Consider the following 20,910-nt stretch of genomic DNA (forward strand, 5'->3'; position numbering starts at 1 on the left):
AAGCCGCGGTGCACCCGGTGCGATGTCAATGGTTCTCGGATTCGCCGCGCTGGTCGAACGGAACATTTTCTCGGCCGCCCCGTTCCACTCCCGGCTGGGCCCCCGTCCCGGCCCGATAGGTACTGGAAAATGGAACGGCCATGCGGTTTGCAGCGGTGCTGAACAAGGACGGGGGCACCCTGCGCACCATCGATCTTGAGGCCTTCGCCAGCCGGATGCGCGGCACGCTTGAGACTGCCGGCCACTCGATCGATATCGAAATCGTCGCCGGCAAGGATATCGTCGCCACGCTGGACGGCGTAGCTTCCAGGCGCGGCATCGACGTCGTGCTGGCGGGCGGCGGCGACGGCACCATTTCGGCCGCGGCAGCCCGTTTGATGAATGGGGAGAAGGCGCTGGCAATTCTGCCGGCTGGCACAATGAACCTTTTTGCGCGCGGCCTCGGTATTCCGCAGACCCTCGATGCGGCACTGAAATCGTTTGCGGACGGCGAGGTGATGGCGATTGACATTGCAACAGCCAACGGCCGGCCTTTCGTGCATCAATTCTCGATCGGCATGCACGCCAGGATGGTGCAACTGCGCCAGAAGATGGAATTCGGCTCGCGGCTGGGCAAGATGCGTGCCTCGGTGCGAGCCGCTTGGGCAACGATCAACAATCCACCGGCGATGAACGTAACGCTGACGGTCGGTGAGGCCGAGATCAGAACCCGGATCACCGGTATCGGCATCACCAACAATCTGTTCGGCGAGGGCCACCTGCCCTATGCCGACAATCCGGCAGGCGGCGTGCTGGGCATCTATGTCACCGTGGCACGGCGGCGCGGCGAATTGATCAGGTTCCTCTTTGACGTCGCCCGTGGGAAATGGCGCGGCAACGAGCATGTCGAAATCCATCAGGCAGACCGCGCCGTTTTGAAAATCCATTCGACGAACAGGAAAGTTCAGGCCGTCATGGACGGCGAACTGGTAAAGCTCGATCGCGAGACGACCGTCGAAATCCATCCGCGCGCGTTGAATGTTCTCGTCCCGGCGCGCGCCGCCGAGGCAAAGGTTGCCTGACGTGAGGTGGCGTGATGTGGGGTTGCGTGATGCGGGTTGGCACGAGAGATGGAGAGAGTTTAGCCGCTGGGTGTGTTGCCCTGCTCGGTCTTAGGCGTCTCGATCATCCAGCCGTAGATTTCGGCGACGCCCCAGGCGATAAAAGCCAGCAACAGCGCGGCGATCAGGATACGAAGGACATGCTGACCTCGCCGCCCTTGACGGGCTTTGTTTTCAGAAACGATTTTTGGCATGGTCTGGCTCCATATTTGGCGCCGGCAGGCGTAGCTAGCAGGGCATTGGCTGGTAACGGCTCCCCGCTGCGAAAGTTCCGGCTCGACAAGGCGGCAAACGGGCCGGTTGGCCTGATCAATCAGCGGGGCCGGCCACTGGGGGCGTAGTGGACGACAATAGCCAGACAAAGCCGGGCCTGCCGGTCGATATTCGCCGTGTGGTGGGCGCTGCGGACCGCCTTGCCGTGCTGCACGGCCTCGACGCGCTGGATACGGCTGCCGACCCTGATTTCGACCGTATCAGCGGTCTTGCCGCTTCGGCGATGCAAACGCCTGTCGCACTGATCACGCTGGTCGATGCCGAGCGGCAGTGGTTCAAGTCCTGTATCGGCCTCGACGAGACCGAAACCGCAACCGAGACATCGTTCTGTGCCCACACCATCGCAGCCGGCGACGTGCCGATGGTGGTGGCCGACGCGGCGGCGGATCCGCGGTTCAAAGCCAATCCGCTGGTCACCGGCGAGCATCACATCCGCTTTTACGCCGGCGTGCCGATCGTGGTCGACGGCGCACTGATCGGCACGCTCTGCGTGCTCGACCGGAAGCCGCACGCACGTCCCTCTTCTGTCCAGCTCGACCAGCTGTCGGCGCTGGCTGGCCTCGCCGCCAGCCTGTTCACGCTGAAGGATGCAACCCGCAGCGCGGCGATTGCCGAGGCCGCACTGGTTCGAGAGGAAAAGCGACGCGCTATTGCGCTCGACGCGGCTTCGCTCGCCAGTTGGGCATGGGATATCCGCAGTGACATGATCGACTGCGATGTCCTGCTGTCCGAATTGTTCAACTTGCCCAAGTCGAACAGGCTGAGAGCGCGCGACATCCTGACCGCCATCGACCCGCGCGACGTTCATCAGACCGAAACACGCTTTCGCGACGCGCTGACCGGCAGCGACGATTATTTTGGCGAATACCGTGTCAAAGGCCTCGATCCGCCGCGATGGATCGCAACGCGCGGCCGCGTCATAGAGCGCGACGGCGAGGGCAAGCCGACGCTGATCTTCGGCGTCAACTACGACACCACCGAACGCAAGCTTGGCGACGAACGTCAACGGCTGTTGCTGCGCGAGCTCAATCACCGTGTCAAGAACACTTTGGCAACCGTACAGGCGCTGGCGACGCAGACCGTTCGCCATGCCCGTCAGCCAAGCGAATTCCTTGAAGCTTTCAGCGCCAGGCTGCAGGCGCTGGGCGTTGCGCACAGCCTGCTGTCGGACCGCGAGTGGCGCGGCATCGGCATCCGCGAGTTGGTGGAGATCGAGGTAAAGCCGTTTCAAACCGCTGGACAATCGCGCATGGCGATCTCCGGCACCGATGTCCTGCTCTCACCCGACCAGGCAGTCGGGCTCGGCCTGATCCTGCATGAACTGGCAAGCAACGCACTACAATATGGGGCGCTCTCGGTTTCTTCCGGAAAGGTCGATCTCGAGTGGAAGGTGCAAGGCAGGAAGGGTGCACGACGTCTGTTGCTGGCGTGGCGTGAAAGCGGCGGCCCGCGGGTTGCGCCGCCCGAACGCCATGGCTTCGGCTCGATCCTGATCCGCCGCAGCCTGGCCAAGGTCATTTCCAGCGAGGTGACCCATGAATTCCGGCCCGACGGCGTAATCGCCGAAATATCGATGCCGCTCGACGATTTGTGACGCGAGGATTTTACGACCGGGCGCCAGAATCGTTTGCGCCGAACTATCCGCTTCCGAACTATTTCCCTTTGCCGGTATCCGGATCGTCGGAGTCGGGCTTCACGTTCTCGCGGTAGATGGCGTAGGCTGCGAGTGCTATCGCCGGGCCGAGAATGGCGCCCAATCCGCCCTTCGCCACGCCACCTTTGCCCTTGAGCAGCGCCGGCAGCACGGCGAGTGCAGCGGCGATGCCGACCGCCTTCATGTCAGCGTTGCGTCGCTTTGCCCGGCGTCTGGCGCGCGAGCCGGCCGACATCCGGTAGACGAGCAGGATGAGACCGGCGATTGCCAGAAAGCCGATCCCGAAGCTCAGCGACGCCGCCATCGGCCCATAGCGGGCCGCCGTCCAGATATAGGCCGCCCCGACCAGGAAGCCGAGGCCGCACAGCGCCGCGAGTGCTGCGACCGAATAGACCATCGCAGCGACGCGCGCGCGTTGTATCGCCGCAATGGTTTCGCCCGAGGCGAGGCCCGAGATCAGCGATGCAAGCATTCCCATGCGTGCAGAACTAGCGGCGCGCGAGGAGTGCGAAGAGGAACCCGACGCCTGCGGCGATCGCCAGCGAAGTCACAGGCTTTTCGCGCATATGGGCTATCAGCTGCGCCTCGATGTCCTTGGCGTTGCTGCGCAGGCTGTCGAAGGCTGCTTCGCCCTGGGTTCGCAACTGCTCGACGCCCTCGGCGGCGGCGCGGCGCGCAGCCCCGTAGCCATGTTCGCCAGTTTTGGCCAACAGCTTGGTAAGTTGGTCGATGTCGGCCTTCAGTTGTGCGATGTCGGCCTCAATATCGGAATTCGTGCGGGCTTCGTTCGCGGCCTTTCCTGCGGCAGTCGCCATTGCTTCACTCTCCTTGCTTTTGCTCGGTCGAAAACGCCCGACAGACCCCAAGGTTCCGGCACGAACCTCTTCTACCCTATCTCCGGCAGCGCTCGTTGCAAATGCCTTGCAAGGGCCGAGGCCGACGCATCCGCCGGCATGTCTTTTTTAAATGACAGCATGCCAAATAGCGATCATGACTTCCCCGGTTTCAAGATAGAGACGCACTTAAGGAGATATTGCTGCGTGGACCCATCGCTTGACGGTTTGCGGGTTCTTATCCTGGAAGATGAGTTCCTGATTGCCATGGATATCGAGCAGCTTTGCCGCGACTACGGCGCGCTCGATGTGGTCATCGCCCGTGATCTGAATGAGATCGAACAGCAAGACGTTGCCGCGCAGTTCGATGTGGCCATCGTCGACCTCATGCTGAGCGGCGTTTCGACGCTCCAATTTGCTTCACGGCTGCGTGAAGCGGGCATCCCGTTCGTCTTCGCCTCGGGCCAGTCGGATATGGACGAGATCAAGAAATCCTTTCCCGGCGTCAGACTGGTCACCAAGCCCTATTCGGGAGACGATCTCGTCGAGGCAGTGGCAGCGGCCTGCAGGCGCTGAGGCGCGGAGCGGCTCGAACACGCCCACGCTTCACGCTGCCGTCGACCCCGTCACCTGAGCCGAAATTGCGTCCGGGCCATACTCGTCTTCACCGGAGATCTTCAAGATTTCCTGCAGCCGCGTGCGGGCGCGGCTGACGCGGCTCTTGATCGTTCCGACGGCGCAGCCGCAGATCTCGGCCGCTTCCTCGTAGGAAAAGCCCGATGCGCCGATGAGGATAATGGCTTCGCGCTGGTCTTCGGGCAGCAACTCGAGCGCGCCGCGAAAGTCTTCGAGGTCAAGCTGGCCGTGCTGGGCCGGATGAACGGCAAGTCTGGCCGTCATGACGCCATCGCTGTCCTGCACCTCGCGGCCGCGCTTGCGCATCTGCGAATAGAATTCGTTGCGCAAGATCGTGAACAGCCATGCCTTCAGATTGGTGCCGGGTTGGAAGCTTTCATGCTTGTCCCAGGCCTTGACTAATGTTTCCTGCACCAGGTCGTCGGCCTTGTCGGCATTTTGCGTCAGCGACACGGCAAAAGCCCGCAGGCTCGGGATCGAGCCGAGCAAGTCGGTCTTGAAGCCCTGGGAGACGGCCGCCATGCCTCAGTCCTTCTTCTGTACAGGTTCGGCCTTTTCCAACTGGCTGAGCAGTTGTGCGAAGCGATCCGGCACATTGTCGGAGACCAGCTCGTCGTAATATTGTTTGAGTTTGCGGCCGATTTCCGAGTTCGGCCCAAGCGGGTCGCGGGAAGCAGCCCGGCGCCCGTTGCCAACGCCAGCCGTGGTAGCTTTCGTCATGTTCTTCATTTCGCCCTTTGTCCCAGCCTTAAGCCGCCCCTTCAACACATAACGCAAGGCAAGCGGCAGCCTCGTCTGGTTGCCCAACCCCGCCCTAAACGCCAGCCCGCATACTTAGTTCCGCATGACCGGAACTTTTTCGCACAACCCGCGTTTTTAACTTTGGGCTTGCGAACCGTTTTTAGCTGTAACATGCAATCACGTCATATGAGGGAGACGTCCGATATGAGCCTATCAGCAACCATCGCTCCGCACCTGCCGTTCCTGCGCCGCTTCTCGCGCGCCGTATCCGGATCGCAGGAGAGCGGCGACGCGTTGGTCGCCGCAATGCTCGAGGCCATCATTGCCGATGTCGATATCTTTCCGGACGCATCGAACGACCGCATCGCACTCTACAAGGTCTTTGCCAAGCTCTTCACCTCGGTGGCCATTCGCGTTCCGCAGGAGCATGCCCAATCGGCATGGGAGCAGCGCGCCGCGGCCAATCTGAATGCAATCGCGCCTCGTCCCCGCCAGGCCTTTCTGCTGGTCGCCGTCGAAGGCTTCAGCGAAGACGAGGCGGCGGAGATTCTCGACGTCGACGAACAGGAATTCTCCGAACTCCTCGCGCAGGCGAGCAACGAGATCTCCCGTCAGGTGGCAACCGACGTGCTGATCATCGAGGATGAGCCGCTGATCGCCATGGATATCGAGGAAATGGTCGAAAGCCTCGGCCACCGCGTCGTCGGAACGGCGCGCACCCACGCCGAGGCGGTGGCGATGTTCGGCAAGGCGCGGCCAAAGATGGTGCTTGCCGATATCCAGCTTGCCGACGGAAGTTCGGGCATAGCGGCCGTCAATGAGATCCTGTCGTCGACCTCGGTACCGGTGATCTTCATCACCGCCTTTCCCGAGCGCCTGCTCACCGGCGAGCGGCCGGAACCGGCTTTCCTGGTTACCAAGCCGTTCAATCCGGACATGGTCAAGGCTCTTATCAGCCAGGCCCTGTTCTTTGACCGGCACGCGAAAGCCGCGGCATGAAACAGCGGACGGCCGAACTGCGGCCGCCGAGACAGCCGCTCTCTCGGATCAGATGGGCGTGACGCCGGCTCAATTCACTGGCAACCAACTGGGGCAACCAACTGGACCTTTCCACACACCGCGGCAATTCGGGCCCTGAAGATTTTCAGCATCGTCTTTTTCGGAAAATGGTGGAACAAACGGAGGCGAATCACGTTTTCACCGCAGCATTGGAAGGAGATCGATCATGCTTTACTGGGCGCTCGTATTTCTCGTCGTGGCGATTATCGCCGGTGCGCTTGGTTTCGGCGGCATCGCTGGCACCTCGGCCGGCATAGCGCAGATATTGTTCTTCATCTTTCTCGCCTTCCTGATCATATCGCTTATTGCCGGCCTGATCAGACGAGCGTGAATGCCAAGCGGCCATTCAAGCGAACACTGGAAGCCGCACCCCTCAAACGGTTTCCAGCCACCGCCGGGCAGTGTCCTCCAACGGGATGCCGCTCGGCGGACCGCTTTTTAAGGCTTGATACGAACCTCCTCTTTTTGGAACCCATTTTTCCGCGAACCGTTCAGCCCGACATGGGTTGAGCAAATTGACCGATGCGTTCCAGAGTCGGAAAAATGAAAGACCGCGGCCAGAGTGATGAGATCATCGCTTTGCATCCCGCCGAAAGCGGGATGCAGCTTGGCCGGGCCCTTCTCCATGCACTGCACAATGCCGGGATTTCCGTCCTGTACCAGGATCGCGAGATGAAGACGGTGTGGGCGCGCAACATGCGCGCGCCCTGGACTTCCGATGCCTCCGACAACACCGGCATCTTGCCGCCGGCGCAGGCAGAGCGTATCGGCGCCGCCAAGCACGACGTCATCGTCTCCGGCAATCCTCAACATCTTGAACTCAGCGTGCCGGCCGATGACGGCGCCCGCTGGTTTCAGGTGTGGATAGACGCCGACCGCAGCGAGACCGGCGCGGTGCAGGGCGTCGTGACCACCATGGTCGAAACAACCGAGCAGAAACGCCGGGAGCAGACGTTGAAGGCGCTGCTGCGCGAAGTCAGTCATCGCTCCAAGAACCTTTTGGCCATCATCCAGAGTATCGCCACCCAGACGGGCCGTTATTCCGGCAGCATTGACGATTTCCTGACGCGCTTCCGCGGCCGATTGCAGTCGCTGGCCTCCTCGCAGGATTTGGTTACGTCATCCAACTGGCGGGGAGCGGCGCTGCGCGAGCTGGTTTCCGGTCAGGTCGGCAGGTACGGCGCGGATCCCTTGCACAGCCTACGCTTCCGCGGCGCAAATCCATATCTCAACCCCAATGCCGCCTTGCACATCGGCTTGGCCATGCATGAGCTCGCCGTCAATTCGGTCAGCTATGGCGCACTGTCGCGCAGCGACGGTTTCGTCGAGGTGACGGCCGATCTGACGGCAGCTTCCGCTGGCGAGCCTGCGCTGTCGCTGACATGGGCCGAAGTGATCGGAGCCAACGACAATCAGCGCAGTGAGAAGCGTTTTGGCAGCGTCGCGCTCGAACGCGTCGTGCCCACTTCATTGAATGGAACGGCGACACTTGAGATCACCGGGAACCGCCTCGAATACCGCCTTGTCGTTCCTCACGGCAATTTCGAGACGGATTAACGAGCGGCGGTCGCCGCGCGAAGGCTTGCTGCGCATCGCCATCTTTAACCGACTGTTCACCATAAAGTCCGATCCTGTGCGAACGTGCCGATCCACCGGATTGAGTTTGGCACAAAATGAAGGGAATGGGCCTTGACGGCTGCCGACTTGAACAGACTGGAACAGCCCGCTCGCGTCTCGATGGGCGGTTTTCAGGATCCCGACGCGTCCGCAGCGCCCGCGCCTCGTGCTTCGCCCCTCCGCTTCGCCGCTATCGCGCTTATGGCCGCGATCGTCCTGACCGCCGCGTCCCAACTGATCTGAATCGAACTCGCCTCTGCTTGATCGCTTTGAAACCACTGCCCGAGTGCTCGGCCGTGCCCGTTCGCGGTCACCGACCTGCCGGGCCAGGCCCAACATGTCGTCGCCAGATGCCTTGCCGTCGATCCGGTGCTCGAGGACGACTATGACAGGATCGTCTGGAACGTGCGTCCCAGCGGCACGCTCGATGCGTCCTTGGAGATTTCCGGGTTCGTGGTAGCATCGAACGGCGCACGCCCCGAAAAAGACTATCTTAATCAACAATGAAATCGTGCGGGCAAAGGCCGTACTTTCATGCTAAATGGCGGCTGGAGCTTATTAAAGTGAGGACAAAAGTGAGGATGACTCCATGCGGAAGATGATTATTGCCATGGTTGCCGTGGTTGCGGTCAGCGGCTGCACCACCACGGAAGAGAACGTGGGTATCGGCACTGTGGGCGGCGCGCTCATTGGTGGCGCTGTCGGCGGCGGCAAGGGCGCTTTGATCGGCGCCGGCGCTGGTGCGATTGGCGGTCTGCTCGTTCGCCGTCTGCAAAATGGCTACTGCCAATACAGAGATCGTCACGGCCGGATTTACACAGCTCGCTGCAACTAGTTTCGAGCTCCAGGCGAACAGCAAACGCGGAGGCAGGCCACCTGTCTCCGCGTTTGCCCTTTTAGAGCGCTGTTGCGACGCGGCCCACGAGACGGCGTTTCAGGCCGGCAGCGGAACCTTGATTTCCACGTTCAAGCCATCTTCGCGAAAATCGCGCCTGATTGTGCCACGCAATTCGCGCGTGACGTTGAGATCGATCAGTCTGGTGCCAAAACCGCTCTTTGCCGGTGTCTCGAGCTTCTTCTGACCGGCCTCGCGCCAGTTGAGAGCCAATGTCCGGGTGCCGCTACGGGCGTCGAGCGACCAGTCGACCTTCAGCGCACCGACTGAATTGCCGGCTTCGCCATGCTTCAGCGCATTCGTCGCCAGTTCGTGAAAGACGAGGCCGAGTGCCTGCGTCGTCTTTTCATCGAGAAGAACCTGCGGTCCCGACAGCAGCCCTTCAGGAAGCTCGCTGCCGAACACCTGGCCTAGCTCGATGCGCAGCAGGTCGCCGAGATCGGCTTTCCGCCAGCGTGAGCGCGTCAGCATGTCCTGGGAAGCCGCCATCGCCTGCAGCCGGGCCGAGAAAGAAGCCGAGAATTCCTGGACGTCGGTGGTGTGCGATGCTGTCTGGCGCGCGATTGCCAGCACCCGCGTGATCGAGTTCTTGATGCGATGCTTCATCTCCTGCAGCATCAGGTCTTTTTCCAGCAGGCTCTTTTCGGTCGTTTCGTGAAGCAGCGAGACCGCCTCATAGGCCCGCTCCTGATAGCGGGCCACCAGCGCGATGGCGCCCGCAAGCAGCAGTCCGAACAATCCGAGCATCACCGGGATGGCGCGCGAGGAAGGTTGCGAGAAAGCACTTGTCCCCTGAACAGGACGACCCACGGCCGGCCGGCGACGGTGATCTTGCGGGTGACCAGCAGCCTGTCGCCGAGGCTCGAAACAGGCGGCGTTTCCGATTGGAACAGCAGGTTGTCGCTGTCCACCGTGCCGTCATAGATCTCGGTGTTGACCGGCAGCAATGGTGCCCGGCTGAGCGCAGCCTGGAACAGATCACGGGCGCGGAAGGCCGCATAAAGGAAGCCGGCAGTCGAGGATCTCGTCGCGTTCACGGCGTCCGGCGCGGTTTCGACATTGAGCCGGACGAAGACGAGGAACCCGGTAAAGGTCTGCGCGGCACCCGTATCCTTGCCGAACTGCACGAGCCCGCTGGCGTGCTGCTGGTCGTCGGTCATCGCCTTTTCGATCGCCTCGCGCCGCGCCGGCCCGGTGAACATGTCGTAGCCGATGCTGGATTTGTTGGACGGATCCAGCGGTTCGAACAGCACGATGGGCGTACGCCACGGTAAGTTCGTGTCGGGATAGATCGGATGGCTTGCGCCGTGATCGTGCAGGATGTCGCGCTCGACCGCCGCCTCGTTGCCAGTTTTCGCCAGGCGAAGGAAACCGATGCCGCGCAGGCCGGCGAAATTATTCTCGATGTCGAGCGCGTTGAAGAAGGCCTTGAACTCGCCCTGCGAGATACCGCCATTGCGTGCGTCGAACAGCGCCCGGGTCGAACGCAGCAGCGACAGGTCCAGGTCGATGCGGCTTTCGATCCGGTTAAGCGCGTCGTCTGCCGTCGCCTCGAATTTAATGCGGGCCGCCTCCTGGGTGGCAAAATAGGCAAAACCCGCCATCGTCAGGCTGATCAGCGCGACGGCGATAAAAGCGACGGTCGGAAAAAGCTTCTTCAATTGCTGATACGTCCCGATGGACGGTTCGGCATCTTTATGGGCAAGTCCTGACGCCAACACAATGGCGAGGCCAATGCATGGTGACGGCTGGCACATTTTGGCGGCTTGTGATTAGCCGGCTAATTCTCGTTCATGCGGCGATCTTCAGCGCGCCCGGCCCCGGAATGGCGCCGGGTGGGCACTTGCCGAGGATGATCATGCCGAGCACCTCGTCCTGGGTGACGTCGGTTGTGCGCGTCGTTCCGACAACCCGACCGTTCTTCATGACGCAGACACGGTCGGCAAGCTCGAACACGTCGTGAATATCATGGCTGATCAGGAAGATGCCGATGCCGTCGGACTTGAGCTGCCTGACCAGTTCGCCGACCTGCGCCGTCTCTTGCGGCCCGAGTGCCGCCGTCGGCTCGTCCATGATCAGGATGCGAGCATTGAACAGGATGGCGCGGGCGATCGCCACCGACTGCCGCTGGCCGCCCGAAAGCTTTACCACCGGCTCCTTGAAGCGTTGGAAACGCGGATTGAGCCTGCCCATCACCTTGCGCGCCTCGGCCTCCATGGCGACGTCGTCGAGCGTACCCCAGCCGGTCATCAGCTCGCGGCCGAGAAACAGGTTGGCGGCCGCATCGACATTGTCGGCCAGCGCCAGCGTCTGGTAGATCGTCTCGATGCCGTACTTCTTGGCGTCGCGGGGATTGGAGATCGAAGCTTCCTCGCCGTTGACGAAAATCTGGCCCGCATCGCGCTTGTAGGCGCCGGACAGGATTTTTATCAACGTCGATTTGCCGGCACCGTTGTGACCGAGCAAAGCCATCACCTCGCCCGGGAAAAGGTCGACAGAGGCATCGTCGACGGCGCGAATGCCGCCGAAAGCGATGGAGATGTTGCGCATGTCGATCAGCGGCGTGGGAGCGGTTTTGTCTGCCATGCTCGTCCTTCCTCCCTATAGATCCTGCTTGAGCATCAAGTTGTACGAAAACCGGTTTCCACCTTGCGGGATCATGCTCAGACCCGTTTGCGATAGACGGTATCGAGCCACACCGCGACCACCAGCACGGCTCCGACAACGATGCTCTGCAGCGGCGAATCGATGCCGAGCAGCACCATACCGGACTGCAGCGACTGCATCAAAAGCGCGCCGAGCATGGCGCCGAGCACTGTGCCGGAGCCGCCGGCGAGCGACGTGCCGCCGATCACCGCCGCCGCGATGACCAGGAGCTCGTCCAGCGTGCCCAGCGCATTGGTCGACGAGTTCTGCCTGGCTGACGAGATCGCTGCGGCGATCGTCGCCAGCACGCCCATGATCATGAACACCTTCATGGTCACCCAGCGCGTGTTGATACCGGCAAGGTTGGCTGCTTCCGGATTGCCGCCGATGGCGAAGACATAGCGGCCGAAACGGGTACGCTTGGCGATGAAGGTCATGATCAGCCCTACGGCTACAGCCATCAGCACGGGTATGGCGATGCCATGGGCGATGAACAGCCCGCCTTCGGGAACGGTTATATTGTTGGCCGCCGCATATCTGTTCACGATGCCGACCGGCCAAGGATAGGAATTGGCAAGCCATATGGCGCCCATGATGACAAGGCAAGTGACGGCCCCGAGGAACGTCTCGGCCCAGATCGGGCGTAACGGGAAGCGGAACCGCTTGCGCTGCACCCGCCCGTTGAGCAGCATGAACACAACCGCCAGGCACGCGACAATTCCGACGATCCAGCTCCATCGCGCACCGATCGAACCCGTCGGTCCGCCGCCCATCAGCTGGAAAGTGGCATCCAGCGGCGCAATCGTCTGCCCACTGGCGACCCACCATGCGGCACCCCGCCAGACCAGAAGGCCGCCCAGCGTCACGATGAAGGCCGGCACCTCGAGATAAGCGATGATGTATCCCTGGAACGCTCCGATCAGAAGGCCAAGCGCGAGGCCGATGGCCAGCGCCAGGATCCAGATCCAGGGGTTGCCTAATTGCAGACCGACCATTCGCACCAGGAAATGCACCTGCGCAAAACCCATGACCACGCCGATCAGGCCTTCGGCGGAGCCGACCGACAGGTCGATATTGCGCATGACGATAACCAGCACCATTCCGGCGGCCATTATGGCCACGGCCGAAGTCTGCACCGACAGGTTCCAGAGATTGCGTGGCGTCAGGAAGGTCCGGCTGTCGAAGTCGAACGGATTGACGCCGAGCCGTACGCTAGAAATGACATGCAGGCCGACCCAGATGACCAGCAGCGCGCCGACCATGCCGAGCATGCGCGTGTCGAGTTCGGTTGCCTTGAGAAATCGGGCAACAATGCCGAGTTCGGATTCCCGTGCCCGGTCTGTCGTGCTGTCGACCGGCGTGTTGGACGTCGTGTCGGTCATGATGTTTCTCCCGCCGGGTTGCCGTCTGCCGCGGATGCCGGAAGCAGCCTAGAAGTTATCCGCCGGAAGCGGAAAAACAACTCTTGTTGGAAAAACGCCGCGGCGAGCGGCCGCGGCGTTCGGACTTTTCGGAAACGTCGGCTCAGTTGCAGACTGCAACAGTGCCAGCCGTCACCCCGGCGCAGACCTCTTCTTTCTTGATCCAGCCGGCGTCGATGACGACGTTGAGGTTGTCCTTGGTGATGGCGACCGGGGTCAGGAACAGCGACTTGACGGTATTGCCGCCGGGCGTGGTGAAATCCTTCACGCCGGCAATGTCGGTCATCTGCTTGCCGTCGGCCAGTTGCGAGGCGATCTCGGCGGCATTCTTGCCGAGCTCGCGCGCATCCTTCCACACCGACACGGTCTGTGTGCCGAGCGCGATGCGGTTCAGCGCGGCGTGGTCGCCGTCCTGGCCCGAAACCGGAACCGATCCGGCCAGCCCTTGCGCCGTCAGCGCGGCGACGACGCCGCCGGCAGTGCCGTCATTAGCGGCGACCACGGCATCGACCTTGTTGTCGTTGGCGGTCAGGAACTGTTCCATGTTCTTCTGAGCGTTGGCCGGCAGCCAGCCGTCCGTATAGGCCTCGCCGACATTCTTGATCTTGCCGCCGTCAATGGCCTCCTTCAGCACCTCCATCGAACCGGCAAACAGGAAATCGGCATTCGGATCGGAACCCGAACCCTTGATGAAGACGTAGTTGCCTTCCGGCTTCACCTTGAAGACTTCGCGGGCCTGCATGCGGCCGACTTCCTTGTTGTCGAAGGTCAGATAGAACACGTCCTTGTTCTCGATCAGCCGGTCATAGCCGACGACCGGGATGCCTTCGTCCAGTGCCTTCTGCACGGCCGGCCCGATGGCCGAGGCGTCCTGCGCCAGGATGATCAGTGCGCTGGCGCCCTGCGAGATCAGGCTCTCGACGTCGGTGAGCTGCTTGCCGGGGTTGGACTGTGCGTCGGCGGAAATATACTTGTCGCCTGCGGCCTCAATGGCCGCCTTCATTGCGGCCTCGTCGGTCTTCCAGCGCTCTTCCTGGAAGTTCGACCAGGAAACGCCGATGACCTTGTCTTTAGCCTGCGCCACCGACGCCAGCGCCAGCGTCATGGCGACACCCGCCAGAATGGCGGTCGTGAATTTCTTCATCATATCCTCCCTGCGCCGCGTACGGCGTGACCAATTGGCTCAAAGACCAGCTTAGAAGCTCTAATTTTTTCGAGCCTCGAAAAAATACTGGCCCGATCTCCGGCTGCTGTCAACATCGATTCTGATGGATTTTGATGACTCTGCGAGTTTTTTCGAGCGTCGGAATAAACGATGACAGCGCCACCTGCATCTGACACTATTTGCCTGCGTCCGACACTATTTGTCGGACATTACCGACGGCTTCCGGTTCATGAGCGGCCGCGGCAACCGGGAGGAAAGCAAAACAATGTCGGTCGGAATCCGCCATGACGATTTGCGCCGGCGCAACCGGGCGATGGTGATCTCGGCGGTGCGCCGGGCCGGCCAGCCATCGCGTACTGAGATCGCAGCTACTACCGGCCTCAGTCATTCGACCATATCGGCGATCTCTTCCGACCTGATACGGGAAGGCATCCTCGCCGAGAGCAAGGCAAGTGAGCCCGTTTCGTTGAAACGCGGTCGTCCGCAGGTCGGCCTCGCCCTCAACCCGGAAGCGGCGGCGGTGCTGACCGTGGTGTTGTCGCTGAATTTCCTGTCGGCCGCCATTATCGACTATACGGGACAGGTGGTCGCCGAGGAACAGCGCCGGCTGGACACGCTGACCATGCCGCGCGACGAGCTGATCCGTGAATGCATGGCCATCGTCCGGCGCCGGCTGCAGGATCCAGACCTTGACGTCCGCAGTGTCGCCCGCATCGCCCTGGCGATTCAGGGCATTACCGACTCCCCTGCACGCGCCATGCTGTGGTCGCCGATCACGCCGCAGACCGACATCGCCTTTGCCGACATGCTGGAGGACGAATTCGGCATCCCGGCAACGGTGGAGAACGACTGCAACATGATGGCGGTGGCTTTGCGCTGGCGCAATCCGGATCGCTATCGCGACGACTTCATCGCCATCCTGCTTTCGCATGGCATCGGCATGGGGCTGGTGCTGAAGGGCGAACTGTTCACCGGGACGCATTCCTCGGGTGGCGAATTTGGCCACATGATCCATCGTCCGGGCGGCGCGCTCTGCCGTTGCGGGCGGCGCGGCTGCATCGAGGCCTATGCCGGCAACTACGCCATCTGGCGCAACGCCAGGCAGATGAGCGAAGAAAGCGAACCGATCGCCGACGTCAGCGACGCCGACATGCGAGCACTGGCGGCCCGGGCGCGCGAGAAAGATGGGCCGGAACGCGAGGCCTACCGCAAGGCCGGCGAAGCGCTGGGTTTCGGTCTCGGCTCGCTGTTCGCGCTGATCGATCCGGCACCGGTCGCGATGGTCGGCGCCAGTGCCGCCGCCTTCGATCTGATCGAGCCGGCCTTGCGGAAGGCAATCGCCCAGACCGCCGGCGGCCAGCATTCGGGCTCGATCTCCTTCGATACAGAGCCGAACGAATTGCCGCTGATCCGCGAAGGCTGCGCGATGCGGGCGCTAAGCTTCGTCGACCAGGAGATTTTCGCGCCGGGCGCGCAAATGAGGCCCAGCGTCAGAAAGAACGTAGCCTGACCAGGCGGGTCAATCTTCCCTGATCGCATAGCCGGCACCGCGGATGGTGCGGATGACATCCGGCATCCGGCCGTTGTTGACGGCTTTGCGCAGCCGCCCGACATGCACGTCGACGGTGCGTTCGTCGATGTAGATTGTCTCGCCCCAGACATTATCGAGTAACTGGCTGCGCGAGAAGACACGGCCCGGATGCCGCATCATGAACTCGAGCAGCCGGAATTCGGTCGGCCCGAGCCTGATTTCGCTCTTCTTGCGATAGACCCTGTGCGATTCGCGATCGAGCACGATGTCGCCGACCTTCAGCACGCTGGACAGCACTTCCGGCTTGGCGCGCCGCAGCAGCGCCTTGACCCTGGCCATGAATTCCGGTGTCGAAAACGGTTTGACCAGATAGTCGTCGGCGCCGGTCGAAAGCCCGCGCACCCGGTCGCTCTCCTCGCCGCGCGCGGTCAGCATGATGATCGGCAGCCGCTCGGTTTCGGGGCGCACCCGCAACCGACGACAGAGCTCGATGCCGGAAACCGCTGGTATCATCCAGTCGAGCACCAAAAGGTCGGGCACATTCTCCTGCAAACGGATCTCGGCTTCGTCGCCGCGTGTCACCACCTCGACCTGGTAGCCTTCGGATTCGAGATTGTAGCGGAGCAGCACACCCAATGGCTCCTCGTCCTCCACCACCATTATGCGTGGTGCGATCATCGGCTGGGCACCCCCATCATGTCACCGGTGCGGACATTGTCGTTTCGTCCTGCTTCGGACGATTGACCGGCAATTGCTCGCCGGTCAGCACATAATACGCATTTTCGGCGATGTTGGTGACATGGTCGCCGATCCGCTCCAGATTCTTGGCGCAGAACAGCAGGTGCGTGCAAGCGGTGATGTTGCGCGGATCTTCCATCATGTAGGTCAACAGCTCGCGGAACACGGACGTGTATTTGACGTCGATGCGCTCGTCGGCGGCACGCAGCTTGGCCAACGCGGCCGCATCGCCTGCAGCATATTCCTCGATGACACCCTGCACCTGGATGAGAACCAGCTGCGCCATCGCGTCGATGGAATGCGACAGGTCCCGCGGCGTGGCGCTGAGGCCGACCGCACTCACGCGCTTGGCGATATTCTTGGCAAGGTCGCCGATGCGTTCGAGGTCGCCCGCCATGCGGATCGCTCCGACCACATGGCGAAGATCGTGGGCCATCGGCTGGCGTTTGGCGATCAGGGTGATGGCGCGGTCGTCCAGTTCGCGTTGACGCGCATCCATGATGGCGTCGTCGGAAACGACGCGTTGCGCCAGCACGTTGTCGGAATTCAACAGGGCCTTGGTCGCCCCGCCGACCATCGAACCGGCGAGGTCGGCCATGTCGCGGATCAGCTTGCTGATCTGCTCGAGATCCTCGTCGAAAGAAGCGACTGTGTGTTCGCCCATGGTCCTGTCCTCATATGCATGATCGGAACGGCTCAGCCGAAGCGGCCAGTGATGTAGTCCTGCGTGCGCTTCTCGCGGGGCGACGTGAAGATCTTCTCGGTCCGGTCGAACTCGACCAGTTCACCCAGATACATGAAGGCGGTCTGGCGCGACACGCGCGCCGCCTGCTGCATGTTGTGGGTGACGATGACGATCGTATAGTCGGCTTGCAATTCGTCGATCAGTTCCTCGATCTTGGCAGTCGACAGCGGGTCGAGGGCCGAAGCCGGTTCGTCGAGCAGAATGACTTCCGGCTTCACGGCCACGGTGCGGGCAATACAAAGCCGCTGCTGCTGGCCGCCTGACAGGCTCAAGCCGCTGGCGTTGAGCTTGTCCTTGACCTCGCCCCACAGCGCGGCCCGCTTCAACGCTTGTTCGACGCGGCCGTCCATTTCGGACTTGCCCAGATTCTCATAAAGCCTGACGCCGAAGGCGATGTTCTCGTAGATCGACATCGGGAACGGCGTCGGCTTCTGGAACACCATGCCGATCTTGGTCCTCAGGAGATTGAGGTCCTGCGAGCGGTCGAGAATGTTCTTGCCGTCGAGCAGCACCTGGCCCTCGGCTGTCTGCTTCGGGTAGAGTTCGTAGATGCGGTTGAACACACGCAGCAGCGTCGATTTCCCGCAGCCCGAAGGGCCGATGAAGGCAGTGACGCTGCGCTCGGGCAGCGACAAGGTGATGTCCTTCAACGCCTTGCTCTGGCCGTAGTAGAAGTTGAGGTTCTTGACCTCGATCTTCGTCTTCTCGGCGACCGTTTCGGTCATCGTCATGTCCGGGGACAACATCTGTGTCATCTGTCCTCTCTGCGTCCGGTAAGGCTGCGGGCGAGGATGCTCAAGCCCAGAACCGTCAGGGTGATTATGAGTGCGCCGGTCCACGCCAGTTGCTGCCATTCCTCATAAGGGCTGAGAGCGAACTGGAAGATGGTCACCGGCAGGCTGGCCATCGGCGCGTTGATATTGCTGCTCCAGAACTGGTTGTTGAGCGCGGTGAAGAGCAGCGGCGCCGTCTCGCCGGAAATGCGTGCTATCGCCAGCAATATGCCGGTGACGATGCCGGACAATGCGGCGCGGTAGGCGACCGAGCGGATCACCACCCAGCGCGGCGCGCCGATCGCGGCGCCGGCTTCACGCAACGCGTTCGGCACCAGGTTGAGCATGTCTTCAGTGGTGCGCACGACCACCGGAATGACCAGGATGGCAAGCGCAACGGCGCCGGCTATGGCCGAGAAATGTCCCATTGGCCGCACCATCAGTTCATAGACGAACAAGCCGATGATGATCGACGGCGCCGACAACAGGATGTCGTTGATGAAGCGCACGACGGTGGTGATGCGCGAGAAACGCCCATATTCGGCCATGTAGGTTCCCGCCAGCACGCCGATCGGCGTGCCGACGACAACGGCGATGATCGTCATCAGCAGGCTGCCCGCGATTGCATTGAGCAGGCCGCCGGCCTCGCCTGGCGGTGGCGTCATCTCGGTGAAGACCGCGAACGAAAGCCCGGCTGTGCCCTTATAGACCAGTGCACCGAGAATGAGCGCCAGCCAGGCAAGCCCGATGCCGGCGGCGACGACGCAAAGCGCCATCATCACCGAATTTCTGGCTTTGCGGCGGCTGTGGAGCGATGAGGATGTCGACATCGGTCAGACTCCCGTACGGGCGTCGATCCGCATCAGCATATAGCGGGCGGCGGCAAGGATCAGGAAAGTGATGACGAACAGGATCAGGCCGAGCGAAACCAGAGAGGAGGTGTAGAGATCGCCGTCGGCCTCGGTGAACTCATTGGCGATGGTCGCCGAGATCGTCGTGCCCGGCGCGAACAGAGAGGCGCTGATGCGGTGGGCGTTGCCAATGACGAAGGTCACCGCCATGGTTTCGCCGAGCGCGCGGCCGAGGCCAAGCATGACGCCGCCCATGATACCGATGCGGGTATAGGGAATGACCACGCGCCGGGTCACTTCCCAGGTCGTGCAACCGATGCCGTAGGCCGATTCCTTCAGCACCGCCGGCACCGTATCGAAGACGTCCTTGGTGATCGAGGTGATGAAGGGCAGCACCATGATGGCGAGGATCAGCGCCGAGGTCAGAAGGCCGATGCCGTAAGGAGGGCCGGCGAAAAGGCTGGATAGTCCCGGCACGCCGTGGAAGATGTTGATGATGAAGGGCTGTATCGTCGTCTGCAGGAACGGCGCGAACACGAACAGGCCCCAGATGCCGTAGATGATCGAGGGAATGCCGGCCAACAGCTCGACCGCTATGCCGATCGGGCGCCTGAGCGGGCGCGGGCAGAGTTCGGTGAGAAACACGGCAATGCCGATGCCGATCGGAACCGCGATCAGGATGGCGATGGCCGCCGTGACCAGCGTGCCGTAGATCGGCGCCAGCGCGCCAAATTTTTCCGTTACCGGATTCCAGCTTTCAGTCGTCAGGAAAGAGAACCCGAAGGACGACAGGGCCTGCCATGAGCCGGCAAACAGCGAGATTGCGACACCACCGAGGATGACCAGCACAAGAATTGCGGAAGCGCGGGTGAGTCCGCGGAATATGGCGTCTGTGAGCGCGAAGCGCCGCACCGTAGCTTCCCTGGCCCGGGCTGCAGATGATAGCATGGCATCGGAAGCGATGGTCATTGGGTCCTCGCGATTGAAGGCAACAGGGAGGGCGCCGTCGACGCCCTCCCTGGAGGAGATTACATAGCCGAGTAGAGCGGCTTGCCGTCGCTGCCGACGACTTCCTTGGCCCACATGGCCTTGACGCTCTCGACCACCTTGTCGGGCATCGGAACGTAGTCCAGCTCGCCGGCCATCTCGTCGCCCTTGTCGTATGCCCAGGCGAAGAATTTGAGCGCTTCGCCGGTGGTCGCCGCGTCGTCCGGCTTCTTGTACAGGAGGATCCACGTCGCCGCCGTCATTGGCCAGGACTCGGCGCCCGGCTCGTTGGCGAGGATGACGCCATAGCCCGGCTGCGAGCTCCAGTCGGCATTGGCCGCTGCCGCCGAGAATGCCGCCGCGGTGGGTTCGACCTTCTTGCCGTCCTTGTTGATCATATCGGTGTGGGTGAGCTTGTTCTGCTTGGCATAGGCGTATTCGACATAGCCGATCGCGCCGCCGGTCTGGGAGACGTTGTTGGCAACGCCCTCATTGCCCTTGGCGCCGATGCCCACGGGCCATTCCACGGCCTTGTCGACGCCGACCTTTTCTTTCCAGTCCGCGCTGACGTCGCCGAGGTAGTATGTGAAGTTGAACGTCGTGCCCGACCCATCGGAACGGTGAACGACCGCGATCGCCTGCGAAGGCAGCTTGACGTCGGGATTGAGCTTCTTGATCGCCTCGTCATCCCAGCTCGTGATCTTGCCGAGGAAGATGTCGGCCAGCGTCGGGCCGTCGAGAACCAACTCGCCCGGCTTGATGCCTTCGAGGTTGACGACGGGAACGATGCCGCCCATCACCATCGGGAACTGAGCCAATCCGGACGATTCAAGCTCTTCGCCTTTCAGCGGCGCATCAGAAGCGCCGAAGGTAACGGTCTTGGCTTTGATCTGCTTGATGCCGCCGCCGGAACCGATCGACTGATAGTTAAGCCCAATGCCGGTGTCTTTCTTGTAAGTGTCGGCCCACTTCGCATAGATCGGGTAGGGGAAGGTGGCGCCGGCGCCGGAGATGTCCGCGGCGAGCGCGGCGGACAGGGTGAGGGTAGTCGTCGCCGCAGCCATTGCAATCGCAACGGCCGCCGAGCGGATGAAATGTCTCATGTGGCCTGCTCCTGTTCGGAATATGGTCTCTCGGCGCCATTCCTCCGGCGCCCGCTGAGGCCAATAGCCCCCGATTATTACAGTCGCATGACAGTTTCATGTCGCTCCGGTAACGTCGTCCAGCCGGGTTAAGAAGGAACGG

The 20,910-nt window shown here is 62.0% G+C and carries 23 protein-coding genes and 1 pseudogene; 9 read left to right on the forward strand and 15 right to left on the reverse strand.

All coding sequences use genetic code 11. The features are described 5' to 3' along the window. Positions 1–140: 140 nt before the first annotated feature. On the forward strand, positions 141–1,061 hold the full coding sequence (locus NKH37_RS02915; RefSeq protein ID WP_353003787.1) for a diacylglycerol/lipid kinase family protein: 921 nt from the start codon (positions 141–143) through the stop codon (positions 1,059–1,061). Between the two features lie 59 nt (positions 1,062–1,120). Here NKH37_RS02915 and NKH37_RS02920 read toward each other — a convergent pair whose 3' ends face one another. Beyond that, positions 1,121–1,294, reverse strand: coding sequence for a hypothetical protein (locus NKH37_RS02920; protein ID WP_353003789.1), 174 nt, complete (start codon positions 1,292–1,294; stop codon positions 1,121–1,123). 146 nt (positions 1,295–1,440) lie between these two features. Here NKH37_RS02920 and NKH37_RS02925 point away from each other — a divergent pair, with 146 nt between their 5' ends. Next, positions 1,441–2,967, forward strand: coding sequence for a sensor histidine kinase (locus tag NKH37_RS02925; protein WP_353003791.1), 1,527 nt, complete (start codon positions 1,441–1,443; stop codon positions 2,965–2,967). A gap of 58 nt (positions 2,968–3,025) precedes the next feature. Here NKH37_RS02925 and NKH37_RS02930 read toward each other — a convergent pair whose 3' ends face one another. Together NKH37_RS02930 and NKH37_RS02935 are read right to left on the reverse strand one after the other, a co-directional pair. Continuing rightward, positions 3,026–3,505: a hypothetical protein gene (locus NKH37_RS02930; protein ID WP_023720916.1), complete on the reverse strand. Its 480-nt coding sequence runs from the start codon at positions 3,503–3,505 to the stop codon at positions 3,026–3,028. Positions 3,506–3,515: 10 nt separating this feature from the next. Next, positions 3,516–3,842 carry an ElaB/YgaM/YqjD family protein gene (locus NKH37_RS02935; RefSeq protein ID WP_023720917.1) on the reverse strand — a complete coding sequence of 109 codons (327 nt, stop codon included), beginning with the start codon at positions 3,840–3,842 and terminating at the stop codon, positions 3,516–3,518. A 225-nt stretch (positions 3,843–4,067) separates the two neighbouring features. Here NKH37_RS02935 and NKH37_RS02940 point away from each other — a divergent pair, with 225 nt between their 5' ends. Further along, positions 4,068–4,436, forward strand: coding sequence for a response regulator (locus NKH37_RS02940; RefSeq protein ID WP_353003792.1), 369 nt, complete (start codon positions 4,068–4,070; stop codon positions 4,434–4,436). Between the two features lie 30 nt (positions 4,437–4,466). On the opposite strand, the gene NKH37_RS02945 is transcribed toward NKH37_RS02940, so the two are convergent. Continuing rightward, positions 4,467–5,018 (reverse strand): sigma-70 family RNA polymerase sigma factor, encoded by a 552-nt coding sequence (locus NKH37_RS02945; RefSeq protein WP_023678544.1) that lies wholly within the window; start codon positions 5,016–5,018, stop codon positions 4,467–4,469. A 3-nt stretch (positions 5,019–5,021) separates the two neighbouring features. Then, positions 5,022–5,225, reverse strand: a complete 204-nt coding sequence (locus NKH37_RS02950) for a NepR family anti-sigma factor (RefSeq protein WP_023720919.1) — start codon at positions 5,223–5,225, stop codon at positions 5,022–5,024. A 216-nt stretch (positions 5,226–5,441) separates the two neighbouring features. Between NKH37_RS02950 and NKH37_RS02955 the strand changes: the two genes are divergently transcribed. The 5 genes from NKH37_RS02955 to NKH37_RS02975 all read left to right on the forward strand — a co-directional run bounded on the left by NKH37_RS02955 (position 5,442) and on the right by NKH37_RS02975 (position 8,748). Then, on the forward strand, positions 5,442–6,236 hold the full coding sequence (locus NKH37_RS02955; RefSeq protein WP_023678542.1) for a response regulator: 795 nt from the start codon (positions 5,442–5,444) through the stop codon (positions 6,234–6,236). Positions 6,237–6,462: 226 nt separating this feature from the next. Beyond that, positions 6,463–6,627 carry a DUF1328 domain-containing protein gene (locus tag NKH37_RS02960; protein ID WP_023678541.1) on the forward strand — a complete coding sequence of 55 codons (165 nt, stop codon included), beginning with the start codon at positions 6,463–6,465 and terminating at the stop codon, positions 6,625–6,627. A gap of 191 nt (positions 6,628–6,818) precedes the next feature. Then, a complete protein-coding gene (locus NKH37_RS02965; protein ID WP_352574835.1) occupies positions 6,819–7,853 on the forward strand; it encodes a sensor histidine kinase in 1,035 nt (344 codons plus the stop codon). 132 nt (positions 7,854–7,985) lie between these two features. After that, positions 7,986–8,156 carry a hypothetical protein gene (locus tag NKH37_RS02970; RefSeq protein WP_353003793.1) on the forward strand — a complete coding sequence of 57 codons (171 nt, stop codon included), beginning with the start codon at positions 7,986–7,988 and terminating at the stop codon, positions 8,154–8,156. A 346-nt stretch (positions 8,157–8,502) separates the two neighbouring features. Next, on the forward strand, positions 8,503–8,748 hold the full coding sequence (locus NKH37_RS02975; protein ID WP_006328050.1) for a YMGG-like glycine zipper-containing protein: 246 nt from the start codon (positions 8,503–8,505) through the stop codon (positions 8,746–8,748). A gap of 99 nt (positions 8,749–8,847) precedes the next feature. On the opposite strand, the pseudogene NKH37_RS02980 reads toward NKH37_RS02975, so the two are convergent. The 4 genes and pseudogenes from NKH37_RS02980 to xylF all read right to left on the reverse strand — a co-directional run bounded on the left by NKH37_RS02980 (position 8,848) and on the right by xylF (position 14,019). Beyond that, positions 8,848–10,469, reverse strand: a pseudogene (locus NKH37_RS02980) (CHASE domain-containing protein). 130 nt (positions 10,470–10,599) lie between these two features. Further along, a complete protein-coding gene (locus tag NKH37_RS02985; protein WP_352480857.1) occupies positions 10,600–11,394 on the reverse strand; it encodes an ATP-binding cassette domain-containing protein in 795 nt (264 codons plus the stop codon). Between the two features lie 77 nt (positions 11,395–11,471). Beyond that, on the reverse strand, positions 11,472–12,836 hold the full coding sequence (locus tag NKH37_RS02990; protein WP_352574833.1) for a sugar ABC transporter permease: 1,365 nt from the start codon (positions 12,834–12,836) through the stop codon (positions 11,472–11,474). 142 nt (positions 12,837–12,978) lie between these two features. Beyond that, positions 12,979–14,019 carry a D-xylose ABC transporter substrate-binding protein gene (gene xylF / locus NKH37_RS02995; protein ID WP_352480859.1) on the reverse strand — a complete coding sequence of 347 codons (1,041 nt, stop codon included), beginning with the start codon at positions 14,017–14,019 and terminating at the stop codon, positions 12,979–12,981. Positions 14,020–14,305: 286 nt separating this feature from the next. Here xylF and NKH37_RS03000 point away from each other — a divergent pair, with 286 nt between their 5' ends. Beyond that, a complete protein-coding gene (locus NKH37_RS03000) occupies positions 14,306–15,550 on the forward strand; it encodes an ROK family protein (RefSeq protein WP_352480860.1) in 1,245 nt (414 codons plus the stop codon). A 9-nt stretch (positions 15,551–15,559) separates the two neighbouring features. On the opposite strand, the gene phoB is transcribed toward NKH37_RS03000, so the two are convergent. Genes phoB through pstS form a run of 6 tightly spaced genes read right to left on the reverse strand, consistent with a single transcriptional unit; the run spans position 15,560 to position 20,768 of the window. Then, on the reverse strand, positions 15,560–16,249 hold the full coding sequence (phoB, locus tag NKH37_RS03005; RefSeq protein ID WP_031212149.1) for a phosphate regulon transcriptional regulator PhoB: 690 nt from the start codon (positions 16,247–16,249) through the stop codon (positions 15,560–15,562). 16 nt (positions 16,250–16,265) lie between these two features. Continuing rightward, positions 16,266–16,973, reverse strand: a complete 708-nt coding sequence (gene phoU / locus NKH37_RS03010) for a phosphate signaling complex protein PhoU (RefSeq protein ID WP_023678534.1) — start codon at positions 16,971–16,973, stop codon at positions 16,266–16,268. A 32-nt stretch (positions 16,974–17,005) separates the two neighbouring features. Then, positions 17,006–17,809: a phosphate ABC transporter ATP-binding protein PstB gene (gene pstB, locus NKH37_RS03015; protein ID WP_023720928.1), complete on the reverse strand. Its 804-nt coding sequence runs from the start codon at positions 17,807–17,809 to the stop codon at positions 17,006–17,008. Continuing rightward, a complete protein-coding gene (gene pstA / locus NKH37_RS03020) occupies positions 17,806–18,657 on the reverse strand; it encodes a phosphate ABC transporter permease PstA (RefSeq protein WP_023720929.1) in 852 nt (283 codons plus the stop codon). The genes pstB and pstA overlap by 4 nt, the downstream gene beginning before the upstream one ends. 3 nt (positions 18,658–18,660) lie before the next feature. Beyond that, positions 18,661–19,647: a phosphate ABC transporter permease subunit PstC gene (gene pstC, locus NKH37_RS03025; RefSeq protein ID WP_023720930.1), complete on the reverse strand. Its 987-nt coding sequence runs from the start codon at positions 19,645–19,647 to the stop codon at positions 18,661–18,663. Positions 19,648–19,706: 59 nt separating this feature from the next. After that, positions 19,707–20,768 carry a phosphate ABC transporter substrate-binding protein PstS gene (gene pstS, locus NKH37_RS03030; protein ID WP_031194537.1) on the reverse strand — a complete coding sequence of 354 codons (1,062 nt, stop codon included), beginning with the start codon at positions 20,766–20,768 and terminating at the stop codon, positions 19,707–19,709. Between the last annotated feature and the right edge of the window lie 142 nt (positions 20,769–20,910).

It is taken from the genome of Mesorhizobium sp. M1217, assembly GCF_040318275.1.
Taxonomy (GTDB): domain Bacteria; phylum Pseudomonadota; class Alphaproteobacteria; order Rhizobiales; family Rhizobiaceae; genus Mesorhizobium.